This is a genomic window from Flammeovirga kamogawensis, assembly GCF_018736065.1.
Classification (GTDB): Bacteria; Bacteroidota; Bacteroidia; order Cytophagales; family Flammeovirgaceae; genus Flammeovirga; species Flammeovirga kamogawensis.
Window position 1 is genome coordinate 1,329,631 of the sequence record NZ_CP076129.1, and the last position, 18,771, is coordinate 1,348,401.

The following is an 18,771-nucleotide window of genomic DNA, read 5'->3' on the forward strand; positions in this document are numbered from 1 at the left end:
ATATGAAATCAATTAAATACCTAGTGTATAGTATTCTTATTGGTTTACTATTCACATCTTGTTTACTTCGAAAAGAGTATAAAAGAACTGTTCAGGTAGATAACGATCATCTTTACAGAATAGATACAGCAGTAGATTCTACGCAAAATTTTGGTACTATTATTTGGGCTGATTTCTTTAAAGATTCAGTACTTAAACAATATATTGAGAGAGGCTTAGAGCAGAATTTTGATGTTCGTATTGCCTTAGAAAATGTAGAAATTGCAAAATCTAGATTCAAGCAAGGTAAGCAAGTAAATCTACCTACAATCTCTGGTAATGTTTCCGGATCATATATCAAAAACACTCAAAATGGTCAGTTTGGTAATGCTTTAGGGGATATATCTAGTTACAATGTTGGGTTAGATGTTTCTTGGGAAGCTGATATTTGGGGTAAATTAAAGGCAACCACAGAAGTTGCTCGTATGAATTTATTGCAACAATCTGAAGTTAAAAAAGCAATTACATCTGATTTAGTTAGTCAAATTGCATTTAGTTACTACAGGTTAATTGGTTATGATAAACAGAAGGAAATACTTGAAAAAACGATTACATCTAGACAAGAAAGTTTAGAAGTAACCGAAGCTCTTTTTTCTGCTGGTGAAGTAACTTTAGTAGCTGTAAAACAATCGGAGGCTTTATTATATAATTCTAAAGTTCTTTTAGTTGAAGTAGAAAAGAATATTGAAATTACAGAAAATGCACTTTCATTTTTGATGGGAGAGTCTGGGCAGTTATTAGATAGAGATACTACATTTACAGATCGTTTTGATTTTAAATTGGATGTAGGGTTACCTATTCAGCTGTTAGAAAATAGACCTGATGTTAAATCGGCAGAATACTTACTTATTAATTCATTTGAACAAGTAAATATTGCAAAGGCTAATTTTTACCCTACGTTAAAAATTTCTGCAGGAGGTGGTTTTCAAAGTACTGCTTTAGAAAATTGGTTTTCTCCTTCATCATTTTTATTTAATGTTTTAGGGCAAGCAACTCAACCTATTTGGAATCAGCGTAAAATTAAAACTGAATATGAAGTTAGTCAGTCGCAAGAAAAGAAAGCACTGTTTAATTTTCAGAAACAGATTTTAATGGCTGGACAAGAGGTTTCTAATTCTGTTATGATTATTAATAGACAAGGTGATATTATTAATAACCAACAATTAGAATGCGATGCTTATAGAGATGCTGTTGAATATTCTCAAGATTTACTTCTATTTGGTTCAGCTAATTATTTAGAAGTAATTACTGCAAGACAAAATCTATTACAAGCAGAATTAATTTTAGTGAACAGACAACTTGATCTAATCACTGAGTACATTAAATTATACAATGCCCTTGGAGGTGGATGGAGTTAATTAATAATTAATTGCATGTAATAAAAAAGACATTTCAATTTAAAATTGGGATGTCTTTTTTATATTAACAAATATTACTAAATTCGACACCAAGCAACTATTATTTTTTAAATACTATTTTACAAACTTTATTATGAAATACTTATTATTGTGCCTTACTACTATTATGTGCTTTTCATTTTCAGGGTATGCCCAGAAAGTGAAAAATGAAAAAGTGGAATTTAGCTATGTGCAGTATCCATCTGAGCCATTCCCTAGAGCAGAAAGAAACTACAAAATTGAAGCTGAGGCTACTAATCAAGACGTCAAAGCAAAAAAGAAAAAGGAATATGACGAAGAGGTAGCTAAAATTGATGCAAAATATGAAGAGGAATTAGCAGCACTTAGAAGAGAGCAAGCTGTATATGATTCATCATCTACAGGTTCTAAAATTGCCTCAAACATTTTATTAGGTGATAAAAGACCTGAATTATCTGAAATCAGAAAAGGGACTTACCCAGTTGAACCGGTTTATCCAAAAGTAATTGATGGTTCTGCTGTAGTACATTCAAAAATTAAATTAAGTGGTTTAAAAGAAACTGATGATGCTCCTGTTACTATTAAATTTACTTTTCCAGGAATGGATTATACAGAAGCAGAGATAATTGGTGATTCGGTTTACCATTATAGTTATACGATTAAAAATCCAGTTAAATTAACTGTGTCAACAGCAGAAGGAGAAATATTATATGATGGTTTTGTAAATAATTCAGATACATATAAAACTATTAAATATGGTAAAGAAACTGATAAGTATAAACTTATGAAAAACTGGAAAGGAACTAGAGTTGCTAATATCCAGGGCAATGAAAGTAGTATCCTTAAAGACAATATGAAATCAGCAAACACTCTCTTAAATAGTAAATATGGCTATGTAGTTAAAGAATCAGAATTTAAGATATTTATGGGGGCTTCTAAAAAAGATATTTATACTGATCATGCTGAAGCTTTTAACAATGCTATTTTAGGATATAACTTACTTGAAAATGAAGCAGATTATACTGAAGCAAAAGAATATTTAGATGCATCAATTGAAGCTTGGGAATTATCTTTAAAAGAAAAAGATATAAAGAATAAAAAGGCTAAGATTAATGCTAAAGTAGCAGGTGGATTACATTTTAATTTAACAGCCTCATATCTGTTTACTAAAAACTTTAAAAAAGTATCTTATCACTCTTCACAATTAAAAGTATTGGGTGAAGGCAAATATGAAAGACGTTTAAAAGATATTGATGACTTTATTAGAGATTATAAATCAAGATATAAAGCATTTTCAGCAGCACTTGCTCAAAGAGAAGAATAGATTTTAGGTAGTACATATATATATTAATCCATCAAGTAGTAATTAATTACTACTTGATGGATTTTTTTTATTACATGAATTTTCAAATAAGTCAGTGTTCTTTAAAGCTTATGTACAGTGTTATCAAACAGGAGTGTGTTTTATGATATAATTAGACAATTCGACTAATAGTCCTCGAAAATATAATTATTCTAATATCATATTTAAATAATTGATGAATAATTAGTTTTGGAGTTTATAGGAGGTCAAGATCTGATTGTTATAGGTATAAAGGTGGTTATTTCTCTAAAAAAACGCTCTATATATTGTAGCATCAACACTTAAAGAGAGAGTTTAGTGATCATGACTTTTATGATTTCAGTAAATTCTAAAGATCAATAACTATGAAATATTATGAAAATAAAATTATTACTTTTACTAACATTTTTGGCTCTTGGTACAACAACTATTTTTGCACAATCAACCTACTATGTAGATAATATGAATGGTGCAGATAGCAATAATGGTTTATCAGAAAATTCGGCTTGGAAAACACTAGATAAAGTGAAAAGCACTAGTTGGAAGTATAAACCTGGAGATAGCATATTATTTCATTCTGGACAGGTTTGGCAAGGTAGGCTTTTCTTTAATCAGCTTTTTGGTACTAAAGCCGCTCCTATTGTTTTTAGTTCTTATGGAAACGGAGCAAAACCACATATTAAAGGAAATGGAGAAGGGAGTTCTACAGTACAATTAATGAATTGTGGCTATGTTACTTTTAATGGTTTTGAAGTAACAAATAAAGGAGAACAACCAAAAGGTGGGAGATATGGAATAGAAATTAGAGCAAATAATTATGGTGAAATTTATGGAACACAGATAGTAAATTGTGATATTCATGATGTAAATGGTGAACAGGAAAAAGGTAAAGGCCAAGGTGGAGGAATCCTTGTTAAAAATACAGGAAACTCTGTTAGAAGCCGTTTGGTTGACGTTCTAATTGAAGGCAACCATATTTATGATATTGTTAGAAATGGAATTTATGGAAACTACAACTTTGGTTTAGAAAACCCTTTTAGAAATAAGAATATTGTTATTCGAAAAAACGTAATTGAAAGAATACCTGGTGATGCTATTGTTGCTTTTGGTATGGAAAACGCTTTAGTAGAATACAATATATGTAGAAATTTTACTCCTTTGTTAGATGCAGATGATAATGCAGCAGCTGGCATTTGGGCTTTCAATTCATCAAATACTATTATTCAATACAATCAAGTAAGTGGGCATAAAGCTAAACATGATGGCCAAGGTTATGATGCTGATTTTAATTGTGAAAATACAGTTATTCAGTACAATTATAGTTTTGACAATGTAGGAGGATTTTTACTAATCTGCTCAGATGGCTCTAAATCTACTGCTTTTAATACAAATCCAATCGTTAGGTATAACTTAAGTATTGGAGATGGTTTTAGGACCGACGGCAAAAAATACGCAAACAAAGCACCTTCTATTCATATTGCAGGACCTGTAGAAGGGGCTCAAATTTATAATAATACAATTTATACACCTAAGAAACCGTCTTCTGTAGCAAAGGAATTTGTGAAATCGAATAGCTGGTTTGGCGTAAGTAATAACACATCATTCTATAATAATACGTTTTATGGGGTAGACGAAATGCAGTTTGATATGACTACAAGTAAAAATAATGTGTTTTCTAACAACGCCTACCATGGTACTACAAATTCTTTAGATGACAACCCGATTGCTGGTACTCTTTTAGGAAACCATTATGATTCTCTTACTAATAAAAATACAAACGGTTTTAATGTTGATAACAATGGTGGAAAAGATTTCTTTGGGAATACAGCTTCTAATAACAACGTCGGTTTTTTTAGTAGTAATGATCAAAGCATATTATCATTATCTAAAAGATTAGTAGCCAATACGTTGGAGGTTGCTATTGATGGAGCAATATCAAATGCTAACGTTAGAGTAGTAAATCTTGTAGATTCTTTAATGGAAAAACACAATGCAGTTACTGGTGTATTACCAATAGATGTTTCAACTTATCCTCAAGGAGTATATATGGTAATTTTGGAAGATGGTTCATCGGTAACAACTCAGAAGTTTATAAAAGTGAAAGATGTTGAATTTGATGAACTAGAACCAACACCTAATCCAATACCAAAACCTCCTGTAGAAACTTTAGAAGATGAAATTACTCTAAATGTTGGAGAGGTTAAACCGCTGGTAATTAAAAATACATTGTCTTGGGAAAGTGATAATGAAGTTGTTGTTTCTGTAGATGATAATGGAATAATTACAGCCTTAGAGGGAGGGGTTGCACTAATTTCTGCTTTTGATGATAAAGGTGAATTAATACGTGAAATAACTGTTGTTTCAATATCAAATGGTGCGGTTAGTGTACCTCAAATCACTAATGTAATTTCGGCAGAAACTTCTGCAAAAATTTTATTTACTGAAGGAAAAAATACTACTTATCATAGAGTAGGATATAGAGCAGAAGGGAAACCCTGGCAAATAGCAGATAGTGTTTATAATACAGCTTTAGATAGTTATCAATTATCTGATTTAGAAGCTAACACAACGTATCATTTTAGAATACGTGCTATGAATAATACCAATATTTCGGCATGGTCGGCAACTGTTTCTTTTGTAACTCAATTAAATGAGATTGATATTACACTTAGTGAGCGTGAAGTAAACCTAAATACGGGAGATAAACACCAGCTTATTGCCACTATTCTACCACAAGAAGCTGCAAACCAAGAGTTATTGTGGAATAGTGACAACCCTTCAGTTGTTAAAGTTGATAATCAGGGAGTTGTTGAAGCTTTAGCAGGTGGTATTGCTACAATTACTGTAACTACTTTAGATGGGAATGTAACCACATCGGCAACAATTATTTCTACTAGTTCTGGAGCTGTTGGTATCCCTGTAGTTTTAGATATTTCTCCATCAGAAACATCTGCAGAAGTTGCTTTTACAGAAGGAAGTAATGCAACTTATCATAGATTAGAATACCGTATAAGAGGGAGTTTATGGGTAGAAATTGATAGTGTTTTTAATACCTCTGTTGATATTTACCAATTAACAGGGTTATTAAAAGGTACAACTTATCAATTTAGAATGCGTGCAGTAAATGGTACAGGTTTATCATCATGGTCTAAAATTCAAACATTTATTACATCAGGAAGTAATGCAAGACTGAATGGTAATACATCAATTTCTAATTTAGAACAGGATATTAGTATCTATCCTAACCCAATATCGAGTGGGATGGCTAATATTGTATTGCAAAAAGAAACTAGCAATTTAATAATTGAAATTTATACTAGTATTGGTCAGTTATATAAAGTAGAGAAAAGTACAAATACTTCTCGTTATAAGGTTGATATTTCAGGGTATTCATCAGGTATTTATTTTCTTAAAATAGTTACTGACAATAAGATGTATACAAAGAGAATTACAATCAGATAATTGGTTTGAAAAACAATCATATACATTACCTTTCTATTGGTTATTAATCAATAGAAAGGCTTTTGTGTTTAATCACATTTTGCATATTTAAGTAATTGATTATCAATATTTAAAATTCAATCTTATTAAGATGAAATCAATAGTATTTTGACCTAAAATAACCACATCTATACTAACTTAAACGTATTGTTATTCATTCTGAAATCATAGGATTATATTCACAATATCATTAGTGTTTAAGGAACACTTATCAACTAAATTTTTTTTTGAAATGAAAAAATTATTACTTTTTACTATCAACTTAATCTTACTATCAACTAGTCTAACATTTGCAACGACTTGGTACGTGAGTACAACTGGAGAAAACTCTAATAATGGAGAATTATCTACACCCTTTCTTACAATTGATTATGCTTTAAGCATTGCCGCGGATGATGATACAATTCACATCTTAGGTACAATAACAGAAAGCCAAATAATGATCACTAAATCAATTACAATAGAAGGAGATTCACCATCTACTTCAATTGTTCAAAGTGATAATATTTCTGCAATTGAATTACTAGCAGGAGTCAATCCTCCTACCTTAGTAAGTAATTCACGTATTTTCACAATAAATACTGTTGGCATTAATGTGAGGTTTAAAAACTTAACTATTCAAAACAGTGTCGATCTTGGTCAGGGAGGAGCTATTATAAACAATAAGTCAGCCTCAGTTCTTGAAATTGAAAGCTGTAATTTTATTAATAATTACTCTGCAAATTCAGGAGGAGCTATTGCTACCAATCAAGAGTTATCTATTAAAAACTCTTCGTTTATAGGTAACGAAAGTGCGTCTCATTCTGGAGCCGTTAATAATAATTCAGGTGGATATCCTTTAACTATAGAGAATTCTTTATTTTCAGGAAATAAAGCGAGTGGTACGGGTACTGGTGGCGCCGTTAGAACTAATTCGCAAAATGTTTCTTTAGTAAATAATACTTTTGTAAATAATAGTACATCGGCTGTAAATAAAGTAGAAGGGGTTAACTTCTTCGGATCTACAGGTACAATTAATTTATATAATAATATTTTTTTTAATAATAAAGGCGAAAGTGATGATAGAGCAGATGGCGAAGATTTAAGTATTTCTACCACTGGAACTATCACAGTTAATGCTAGAGCTAATATAATTTCTTACATTCATGCATCCACAACAAGAGGTTTGTTTACAGGGAATAATAACCTTTTGCAAAGTGCTAATGTTACTGCTGATTTAATAAAATTTGGACCATTACAACAAGCACAAAATGGGTTATATGTATTGCCTATTTACCCTTCATCAATCGGAGATAATACGGGTGATGAAACAAATGGAACTTTAGAAGATGCGTTGGGTTTTGTAAAAACAAATTATGATAGAGGACATCTTTCGATTGGTTCAACACCAATAGCGCCAATATTTATCACTGATAAATATCAAAATTATCCTGAAAATCAAGAAGCTTTAACATTAAAAACATTGTCGGCAAGTAATGCCGTAAGTTTTGAGATTATTGGAGGAGAAGATCAAAATGCTTTTACAATAGATAATAATGGTGATTTATCTTTTAATACTCAACCTCAATTGGGAATTCCTAATGATACGGATAACGATAATGTTTATAAAGTAGAGGTGAAAATTACGGAAGGAAATTTATCTTCAACTCAACTTTTTGAACTCAGTATTGTAGGGGCAAAACTAAATGTTGTCATGATCGTTTTAGATGATTTAAACGATTATGCGGGCTTTATGGGCGGACATTTGCAAACAAAAACGCCAAATATAGATCGTTTAGCAAGTCAAGGTGTATCTTTTATGAATGCACATTCTAATGCACCATTATGCGATCCATCAAGAGCTAGTTTCTTGAACGGTATCTTGCCAATTACATCACAACATTTTGGTACTGGTAATAGTAATTGGAAAAATAATGTAGTTTTAAAAGAATCTAAATTGATTTCCGAATATTTTATGGACAATGGTTATACAACCTATAAAACTGGTAAAATTACACACTCAACAAGTGGTGAAAACAGTTGGTGGGATTATGTTCATGAAAACTCTCACGATTATGGTCCATTAGCTTACAATGGAGTTGGAGGTGCAGTGCATCAAAACTCAGTACATCAAATGCACGATGCTGGTGGTTCTTTAGATGGTGTTTATGGGAGGTTATCTGATATACCACGAGTGAGAACACATTCGTCTTTGCAAAATGCATCAAGGTATACTGAAGGATGGTTTAGTACTACATCTAAAACGGCATTTAGATATGTAACAGAAGAAGACAGAGATTTAATGCCAGATGAAAAAAATGTGGCATGGACTGCAGCTAATATTAAAGCATTAAATGACATGGATAGTGACGACCCGTTTTTTATGGCCGTTGGAATTATTAGACCTCACTCTCCATTTGTTGTTCCTGATAAATATTTTGATATGTTCCCTTTAGAGGAGGTTCAATTACCAGAAATATTTTTAGACGATCGAGATGATTTTACATACGATCGTTCTAGTAGAGGACATGAAATTGTAGATGTTTTAGAGCACAGCCATATTGATAAAAATGAGGGTCTAAAAAGGTACTTACAAGGGTATATGGCGAGTGTTGCTTTTGCAGATGAAATGGTTGGTAGAGTAATGACTGCCGTAGAAAACAGCAAGTTTGCAAACAATACAATTATTATGTTGTATAGTGACCATGGTTATAATATGGGTGAAAAAGATTACTCACATAAAAACAACCTTTGGGAGCATGGAACACGTGTGCCTTTAATTATTAAATCTCCACTTTTTAAGGCAACAAGCGGACAAAAAGTAGATCACCCGGTCTCGTTAGTAGATATTTACCCTACGCTACAAGATATGTGTTACCTAACTGGTGATACTAAGCATTCAGCATTAGGAGCAGATTTAGACGGACATAGTCTAAAACCATTTTTGATGGATGTAAATTCACAAGATTTTGAAGGTGATGAAGTGGCTTTCTCTTGTATTGGGAATTGGTTTTTCAAAACAAAAAGTCACCAAAATTACGGAATCAAAAGTAAACGTTTTAGATATAATAATTATGCAGATGGACAAGATGAGCTGTTTGATCATCTATACGATCAAAATGAGTTTATTAATGTAATTGATCACCCTGCATACGCTGAAGTAAAAGCTGCTTTTGATCAAAAATTAAAAAATAAACTTCATTCAGAAATACTATTACAGGATGAGCTAAGTTCAACTGATAATGCATTTGAAACAAGTGGGAACTTAGGCAAAGCAAATGTATCATGGGGAAATGCTTATGTTCATGACAATACTTTACTACAAAGAAATGCTGCTGGAGATGCTTTCCTGACTTATGAAGTGAATAACCCAGGTGATATAAATATTGAAATTTGGGCTCCATTAATTACTGTGGATGGCAAGAAAGTTCCAAATGATATCGGGACACTAAAAGTATATGCATCTTCTGATAATTTAACTTGGAATGAAGTTTTAACAACAGAGATTTTAGGAAATTATACATGGGATAGCAATATTTTAACCTATCAAAATGCAAATGAATTCCCACAGAATACAAACTTTGTAAAAGTGGTTTTAGAAGGAGATGGAGCAGGTTATAATTTAGCACTATTGGGTAAGGTAGAAATTTTCTCTAAAGAGGACAGAAACATTATTATGAATCTGGATGACCTTACTGTCGATGTAGACCCGTCAATTTTTGATATCGACCCAAATAGAATGAGAACTAGCGAAGCTATTCTTCCTGTTGTAGCAGATGATTTTAGTTCTGATAATATCTATTACCAGAAATCAAATAATAATTACTTGACAAATGATAGTGGAAATAGTTTTCATAATGATAAATATCGTTTTGTAAAAAGTGGTGCAGAAGCATTTATAACATATGAAGTAGACGATGTAAGCGGTATACGTGTAGAAGTTGTACAACACCATAGTGGTACTAATATTGTAAATTCTGATACTGTATTGACAGATGCTGCAGTAGAATTGTATACTTCTTCAGACAATATAACGTTTACTAAAGTGGCTACTAGGTCAGTTTCTTTATTTATTGAAGACATTATTAATAATGAAGGACAAGCTAACGAAGCAATTGATTTGTATCGTCATTCTCATAAATTTGCAATCATTTCTGACCAAGATTTATCACAAGAAACAAAATATGTAAAGGTTGTTTTAAAATCAGAAAATGATTGGGGAACACAACTAAGTGGTGTTTATATTTATGGTCAGAATAATGGAGGTGGCACTATAAAACAAGATCAAGTAATTGCTATAGAACCTATAGAAGACAAAACGGTTACCGCTGCAGATTTTGATATACTTGCAACAACTACATCAGGTTTACCATTAAGTTATACTGTTTCTGGACCTGTAGTTTTGGAAGGAACAACCCTTTCTTTAACAGGAGAGACTGGAGAAGTTTCTATAACTGTTTCACAAGCAGGTAACGGAACATTCAATGCAGCAACTGAAAGCATTACATTTACTGTATCTGCTTTAAATATCACGAGTATTTCATTAAGCGAAACTGACCTGCAATTAAACGTTGGCGAGAATCATCAACTTATTGCTAATGTACTACCTGCTGGGATAGCTGCAGAATTAATGTGGAGTACAGACAACCCGACAGTAGTAGAGGTAAATAACCAAGGAGTAATTGAAGCAATTAGTGGCGGTGCTGCAACAATTACGGTGTCTACTTTAGACGGTACTATTTATGCAACAGCAACAGTAATTTCTATATCAGATGGTGTTGTAAGTGTACCTTCTATTATTGAGGTAACCACAACAGAAACAACAGCTTTAGTTTCATTTGTAGAAAGTAGTAATGCTACTTATCATAGGTTGGAATATAAAATTGATGGAAAAGGATGGGTTGAAATTGATAGTGTTTTTAACAGTGCGATAGATACATATCTTTTAACTGATCTTATTCCAGAATCAAATTATCGATTTAGAATGAGAGGCATAAACAGTACTAGACTTTCTTCATGGTCTCCAATAGTAGATTTTTCAACTGCTGGGAGTAATGCAAGAAAATCATCTGAGGTTTCTAGCTTAGAAAATGAAATTAGTATCTATCCTAATCCAATAGACAATGGGTTTGTAACCATTGTAATGCAAAATTCATTAACAGCTTTTAATGTAGAGGTGTATAATAGTATAGGGCAGCTACATGAAATAGTAAAAGGTAAAGAAGTATCAAATTGTAAGATTGATGTAACAGGTTGGGCTTCTGGTATCTATTTTATGAAAATCATTACAGATGATTTTATAGAAACAAGAAGAGTAATCATTAAATAATTACTTATAATTTCAAAAACGGAAAGTCTTTTTATGGCAGTAAAAACCATAGAAAGACTTTCTTTTTGTATCGTGAAATTTATCTCATTTATATAAAGACTTACATTAAATACATCAATCTGAAGTGTTGCTTGAGGTAATTTTAATAAAATAATAGCAGATACTCTAAAAAAGTCAAAATGTGCTACGTATATGTAAATTTTTGATGGATATCTCCTGCATCTCAGTCATATATTGTGCATTCAACACTTGCAGTTATAGATGTTGATTTTTAACAATTGGGAGGGCTCTTTTATTTGTCTCCTTAACGAACAAAATTATGATGAAAAGATTAGTACTACTAACATTTCTAATTTTCAATTCTTTACAACTTATTGCTCAAAATACTTACTATGTAGATATAGAAAATGGAGCAGATGCCAATAACGGATTGACGAAAGAAACGGCTTGGAAAACAATTACTAAGGTGAAATCCTTTAGAACAAAATATGTGCCTGGCGACTCTATATTATTCCATACAGATCAAGTATGGGAAGGGCAATTAGTGTTGAATAACTTTGAAGGAACTAAAGAAAACCCGATCACTTTTAGCTCATACGGTACAGGAGCAAAACCACATATAAAAGGTAATGGAGAAGGCACGATGGCCGTACATTTAATGAATTGTGAATACATTACTTTTGATGGTTTTGAAGTAACAAACAGGGGCGAATTGCCATTAGGGGGGAGATATGGTATTGAAATTCGTGCAAATAATAAAGGGGAAATCTATGGTACTCAAGTAAAAAATTGCGATATCCATGATATAAACGGTGAACAAGATAAGAACGATGGCCAAGGTGGTGGAATATTAGTTAAAAATACAGGAAGTACCACTAGGAGTAGAGTTGTTGATGTTCTTATTGAAGGAAATCATATTTATGATGTAGTAAGAAATGGTATATATGGCAATTACAATTTTGGATTGGAGACACCATTTAGAAATAAAAATGTACTTATTCGTAAAAATTTAATTGAAAGAATACCAGGTGACGCAATTGTTGCTTTCGGGATGGAAAATGCAATTGTTGAATATAATATTTGTAGAGATTTTTCACCTCTTTTAGATTTAGAAAATAATGCAGCAGCAGGTATTTGGGCTTTTAATTCTGTAAATACCATTATTCAACACAATCAAGTAAGCGGACATCAGGCAAAGCACGATGGGCAGGGGTATGATGCTGATTTTAATTGCGAAAATACTATTATTCAATACAATTATAGTTTTGACAATGTAGGTGGCTTTGTTTTGATTTGTAATGATGGATCTAAAGAAACAGCTAAGAATATTAAACCAATTGTAAGGTATAACTTGAGTATAAATGATGGTTTCCGTACAGATGGGAAGAAATACGCTAACAAAGTTCCTGCTATTCATATTGCTGGCCCTGTTACAGAAGCACAGATCTATAATAATACAATTTATGCACCTAAAAAGCCTGCTTCGGTAGATAAAGAATTTGTAAAATCAAATAGTTGGTTTGGCTTTGCAGATAAAACTAAATTTTATAATAATACTTTTTATGGTGTAGAACCAATGGCTTTTAACATGACATCAAGTACAAATAATGTTTTTGCTAACAACGCATATCATGGCACTACAAATGCTTTAGATAGTAACCCAACGATTGGTACTGTTGAAGGTAATCATTATGCTGCTTTAGTTTCTAAAAGAACCAATGGCTTTGATGTTGAAAATGCTGGAGGTAAGGATTTCTTTGGTAACACTGCAAAGCCAACAGATGTTGGTTTTTTTAGTGGAGATGAAGAGCAACATTTATCGTTATCACAACGACTAGTGCAAAATAAATTAGTGGCCTCTATAAATACAACTGTAAATAATGGTACACTAAAAGTGGTTAATTTATTAGATTCTTTAATGGAGGAACAATCACATGCTGTAATTAATGGCGATATTGAAATAGAAGCGTCATCTTATCCACAAGGGGTTTATAGTGTTATTTTAGAAGGAAATGGTATTTTAATTTCTCAGAAATTTATCAAAGTTAAAGACCGAGGTTTTGAAGAGGATGAGGGAGAAGAAAAAATTGAAGTAACATTATCTGTAGGAGAAACGAAGAAATTAACGAAAGAAGGTGCAATAGCTTGGAGTAGCGACAATACATCTGTTGTAACAGTAAATGAAACAGGTTTAATTAATGCAATTGGGGGTGGAAAAGCGACGGTTACAGCGTTAAACAATCTGAATGAGATAATAGCAACAATTGAGGTTACCTCTATCTCTTATGGGAATGTTGGTACACCTTCAAATGTAGCTGTAAAAGCTTCAGATACTTCAGCATCAATTTCTTTTACAGAAGGGAGTAATGCTACTTATCATAGAATTGCGTTTAGAAAACAAGGACAAGATTGGGTAGAAATAGATAGTATTTATAATGATAATAAAGATGAGTATATGTTAATTGGGCTCGATGTATTATCAACTTATGAGGTTAAGGTAAGTGCTGTAAATTTCACTAATACGTCTGGATGGACTTCGATAGTTACTTTTGTAACACAAATTAATGTAACAGGAATCACTTTAAATAAATCTGAATTAAGTATTTATGTTGGAGAAGATGAACAACTAGAAGGTACTATTCTACCAACTAATGCAACTGTAAAAGATATTAAGTGGACCAGTGATGACAGTTCCGTAGCTACAGTGGATGAAAATGGAGTTGTAACCGCTATAAAAAGTGGGGTTACAAATGTAAACGCAACTACAGTTGATGGTAATTTTATTGCAACTGTAACAATAACTTCTGTGTTAAATACTGTAGATGATGCTCCAATTACTTCAATTGTAGAAAATGATGAAGTTCTTCAAAATATAGTTGTCTACCCTAATCCTACTTCACAAAGTTATTTTAATATCGACTTTAATAAAATATCGAGTGGAACTATTGAAATGTATAATACAATTGGACTTGTTGTAAAAGAAATTAAGGTAAATAACAAAGCTGTTATTAAGTTAGAAATTAAAGACTTAAATGCAGGTGTTTACTTTATCGTGATTTCTGTTGACGGTAAGATGATTACGAAGAAGTTAATTGTTGAATAGTCTTTTTTAAAAGTAAATGTATTCTTGATAATCCCTAAAATTACCTAGATAGTAATTTTAGGGATTCCTTTTTTAAGACCATTTATGAGCATAATCAATAAGATATGATTGATTTCAAATTTTACACTCCATAAGCATTTAGAAGAATAATTGTTTTGTATATAAACTAAAATATAGGGTAGTAATTTAATTGCTACCCTTTTTTATGTAAAAAAATAGTTGAATGGTTGTAAGATTTGATGCCTAAAATTAACGGACTTATTTTTTATTTATGAGTATTCTAAAAGATAAAACTCTTAACGCAATCCAATAACATTATATACAACTACTGATTCTGGTGACCAAAATCACTTATCTGTAATTAATCTAAATAAATATATCTAACAAATGTAAATGCTATTGTAATAAAATAGGTTAACTAGTAACATTGCGTTGTTATTTAAAATTGATCTAAATAAATATAGAAATCAATGCAATCTAAAGCATTACTGTTATTATTTACGTTATACATTTTTTTTGTCAGTGGTGTTTTAGCACAAACTAATGGAAACTTACAAGGGAAAATTACTGATGCAAAATCAGGTGAGGCTGTTGTTTTTTGTACCGTTTTAGTAGAATCGGCTAAAAAAAGTACTTACACTAACGATTTTGGGAATTTTGCCATTTCTAATTTAAAAGAAGGAGTGCATAAAGTTGTAATTGCAAGAACAGGTTATAAAAAAACAGAACATTCAATTACAATAACTTCCAATGCTTCATATACATTAAATGTACAACTAGAAGAAGAGCAAACGCAATTAGATGAAGTATTAATTGTTGAACAATCTGAAGCTACCAAGATGGAAACGCAAGGTTTTGCGGCAAAATCAATCTCTACAGAAAAAGTACAAGTTCAATCAATTCAATTAAATAACCTTCTTGATGAAACTCCTGGAATTACAGTAAGACAAACAGGAGGAATGGGTTCGGATGCGTCCTATAGTATCAATGGATTAACGGGTAATGCTATTCGCTTTTTTATTGATGGAGTACCAATGGAATATTACGGAAGTTCGTATTCTATTAATTCATTGCCAGTATCAATTATAGAAAAAATGGAGGTATACAAAGGGGTTGTTCCTGTGGAATTAGGAAGTGATGCTTTGGGTGGTGCAATTAATATAACGACTAAAAATAAAACAGACAAAGCATTAGATGTTTCTTATTCTGGTGGTTCTTTTAATACACACCAAACTTCTATTAGTGGTAACTACCGTGATGAAAAATCTGGTTTTACGTTTAGGGGTTCTGCATTTTATAACTACTCCGATAATAATTATGAAGTGTGGGGCAAAGATGTTTATGTAACCGATCCAGAAACAGGTAGAATTGATAGAAGCGTTAAAGCAAAACGTTTTAATGATGGATACGAAGCCTACGGTACTAAATTAGATATTGGTTTTACAGATAAAAAATGGGCAGATCAATTTTTTATCAGTTTTCTAGCTTCTGATATGTACAAAGAAGTACAACATGGAGCAACTATGGAAATTCCGTATGGCGAAAGATATTATACTCAGAGTACGGTTATGCCAAGTTTATCGTACAACAAAAAAGACTTTTTAGCTAAAGGCTTAGATGTAAGTCTATTTTCTGCTTATTCAGAAAGAACACGTCAGGTGGTGGATACTACAAAAAATGTATACAATTGGTACGGCGAAGTTTGGAATACAAAACCTGTAGGTGGAGAACAAGGTACACCAACTTTGGCTAAAACAGACGAAGGGACGTTTATTAACCGTATCAATATTAATTATGCTTTAAACGATAACAATACAGTTACTTTTAATCAGGTATTTACAAAGTTTAATAGAGTATCTGACGACCCAATGGCAGAGGTAGGGAAAAGAGCTTTAAATGATGAGCAAAACATGACGAAAAATATCATGGGCTTATCGTTACAAAACAGAGCATTTGATAATAAATTAAAGACCAATGTATTTGGTAAATATTATGGATATAGCTACGATAATGTAGATGCTGTGTATGAAAACAATACCTATGTTCCATATCATAAAAGTAGCCAAGACCACAATTATGGATATGGAATAGCAAGTAGTTACCAATTAACATCAGATTTTTTGGTGTCTTTATCTTATGAAAAAGCAATTCGTATACCTAAAGCGAACGAACTTTTTGGTAACGATGCTCAAAATGTTTTTGCGACAGACTCATTAAAGCCAGAACAAAGTCAAAATATCAATTTAGGCTTAAGGTATGGAACACTTTATTTTGGTCCGCATAGCTTAACATTATCTACCAACTTCTTTTATAGAGATGTTACAGACTTAATACAACAAACAACTTTTGTAACCGGTGGACAAGATTATTTTGTGTACGAAAACCTTACAAGTATTTTAAGTAAAGGAGTAGATTTTCAAGTAGATTATAACTACGATTCTAAATTGGATGTTACTTTCTCTGCCTCATATACAGATGCAAGAGACAAGGCAAAGTATGATCAGAATGGAAATGAAAATCTACATTATAACTCTAGGTTAAAGAACGAACCGTTTTTTCAGATAAACAGCAGTGTTCGTTATAATTTTAGAGATGTAATACAGGAACAAGGAAATTTAAGCGTGTATTGGACGATCCGTTACGTACACGAGTTTTATAGAAATTGGGAATCTATTGGTAAGTATGATAAAGATATGATACCTACTCAATTTGTAAATAATGCAGGAGTGAGTTACAGCTTCCCAAAAAGAAAAATGTCTTTAAGTATTGATGTAAAAAACATCTTTAACGAACAAGTCTTCGACAACTTTGCCATTCAACAACCTGGCAGAGGTGTATTTATGAAAATCAATTATTCTATTTTTTAAGAATCTAATTTATATAGATGATGAAATTTTATCAATCAAATATCCTTATCAAAGTATTCGCATTTTTAGGAATTATTTCTATTACATCATGTAATAACGATGATACTACAAACGAAACACCAATTGATCCAACAGAAAAGGTATTTAATATTGCAGCAGATGTTTCTACAACTGATGCAGCTATGGTTTATATGGCGCCAACAAACTCTTTAACAGAGGGAGATTTTTCTATTGTTGCTAATGGAACAGAAATGAAAGGTGAACGTTCTGCATATCTTGCAGAAGCAAACGGTTTAATTTATAACCTTAACTATGGTACAGGGGTAATTAGAGAATTAGAATACGATGGAAAATCATCTTATAATCAACTAACTGAGATTAGTGTACAACAATTTGTAGGCACTCACCCAAGATTTGAAGTAGTGAGCAACGAAAGTTTATTGGCTTTTTATGTGGCTACTTCTGAACCAAACGCACAAAATGAAGTAGAGGTAACACTTCAAGTTGTAAAAATGAAAATTCCTGGTTTACAGATTGAAGAAACGGAAGAAATTTCTTTAGGGAAATATGCAGAAAATGATGCGTATGTTTCTAGAGTAGATGCTCCTGTTGTTATGAATGGGAAAGTTTATTTTGGTACACAACAAAAGATTAATGGTAATCCTGATGGTTTTGCAGATGACTTAGCTACAATTGTGTTGGATTACCCATCTTTTGAAAATTATTCTATTGTACATTCTTCTCAGTCTAAAGGACATAATTACGGTTATAGAGGTCGTTCTATGTATGAATACCAAAATGCAGTATACCAAGTGAACTGGCCTGTAGATGGTGCTGATGTTGTTTTTACAAAATTAGTAGATGGAGATTACGACAATTCGTATTCTTTTAATGTAACAGAAACGCTAGGAGGCGGTAGTTTTGGTTCTGTAAACTGGTTCCACATTGGAGGCGGTAAAGGGTATGTGGCTATAGAAGATAAATCTATTGACGATGATAATAACTGGTATTTAGCTCGAGTTGATGTGATCAATAAAACAATCGAGAAAGTAGAAGGAATTCCATATTCTGATCTATTTAAATACCAAAATGCTGTAGTAGAAGGAGAGAAATTCTATATGGCAATAAGCCCTAATGGTGGAGAATCTTTTGTCTATGAAATCGAAAATACAACTGCAACACCAGGTCTACAATTAGATGGTGGTAATGTTTATGTTCAAGGTATTTACTAAAAT

The 18,771-nt window shown here is 32.0% G+C and carries 7 protein-coding genes; all 7 read left to right on the forward strand.

All coding sequences use genetic code 11. The annotated features are described in order from the left end of the window. Nucleotides 1–2 precede the first annotated feature (2 nt). The 7 genes from KM029_RS23510 (at nt 3) to KM029_RS23540 (ending at nt 18,768) form a co-directional block, all read left to right on the forward strand. The gene (locus tag KM029_RS23510) at nt 3–1,397 is read left to right on the forward strand and encodes a TolC family protein (protein ID WP_184679522.1); all 1,395 of its coding nucleotides are present in this window, start codon (nt 3–5) and stop codon (nt 1,395–1,397) included. Between the two features lie 133 nt (nt 1,398–1,530). Then, nucleotides 1,531–2,739 carry a hypothetical protein gene (locus tag KM029_RS23515; protein ID WP_144076252.1) on the forward strand — a complete coding sequence of 403 codons (1,209 nt, stop codon included), beginning with the start codon at nt 1,531–1,533 and terminating at the stop codon, nt 2,737–2,739. Between the two features lie 393 nt (nt 2,740–3,132). Then, the gene (locus KM029_RS23520) at nt 3,133–6,219 is read left to right on the forward strand and encodes an Ig-like domain-containing protein (protein WP_144076253.1); all 3,087 of its coding nucleotides are present in this window, start codon (nt 3,133–3,135) and stop codon (nt 6,217–6,219) included. A gap of 271 nt (nt 6,220–6,490) precedes the next feature. Then, nucleotides 6,491–11,566 carry a sulfatase-like hydrolase/transferase gene (locus KM029_RS23525; protein ID WP_144076254.1) on the forward strand — a complete coding sequence of 1,692 codons (5,076 nt, stop codon included), beginning with the start codon at nt 6,491–6,493 and terminating at the stop codon, nt 11,564–11,566. A 319-nt stretch (nt 11,567–11,885) separates the two neighbouring features. Continuing rightward, nucleotides 11,886–14,669, forward strand: coding sequence for an Ig-like domain-containing protein (locus tag KM029_RS23530; protein WP_144076255.1), 2,784 nt, complete (start codon nt 11,886–11,888; stop codon nt 14,667–14,669). Between the two features lie 470 nt (nt 14,670–15,139). Further along, nucleotides 15,140–17,536 (forward strand): TonB-dependent receptor, encoded by a 2,397-nt coding sequence (locus KM029_RS23535; protein ID WP_144076256.1) that lies wholly within the window; start codon nt 15,140–15,142, stop codon nt 17,534–17,536. A 17-nt stretch (nt 17,537–17,553) separates the two neighbouring features. Further along, nucleotides 17,554–18,768, forward strand: a complete 1,215-nt coding sequence (locus tag KM029_RS23540; RefSeq protein ID WP_144076257.1) for a DUF4374 domain-containing protein — start codon at nt 17,554–17,556, stop codon at nt 18,766–18,768. Nucleotides 18,769–18,771 lie beyond the last annotated feature (3 nt).

What these genes read in the sequence shown, in the direction of transcription:
- KM029_RS23510 (WP_184679522.1), top strand. Translation starts at nt 3, where the DNA reads ATGAAATCAATTAAATACCTAGTGTATAGTATTCTTATTGGTTTACTA.
- KM029_RS23540 (WP_144076257.1), top strand. Translation starts at nt 17,554, where the DNA reads ATGATGAAATTTTATCAATCAAATATCCTTATCAAAGTATTCGCATTT.
- KM029_RS23525 (WP_144076254.1), top strand. Translation starts at nt 6,491, where the DNA reads ATGAAAAAATTATTACTTTTTACTATCAACTTAATCTTACTATCAACT.
- KM029_RS23530 (WP_144076255.1), top strand. Translation starts at nt 11,886, where the DNA reads ATGATGAAAAGATTAGTACTACTAACATTTCTAATTTTCAATTCTTTA.
- KM029_RS23515 (WP_144076252.1), top strand. Translation starts at nt 1,531, where the DNA reads ATGAAATACTTATTATTGTGCCTTACTACTATTATGTGCTTTTCATTT.
- KM029_RS23520 (WP_144076253.1), top strand. Translation starts at nt 3,133, where the DNA reads ATGAAAATAAAATTATTACTTTTACTAACATTTTTGGCTCTTGGTACA.
- KM029_RS23535 (WP_144076256.1), top strand. Translation starts at nt 15,140, where the DNA reads ATGCAATCTAAAGCATTACTGTTATTATTTACGTTATACATTTTTTTT.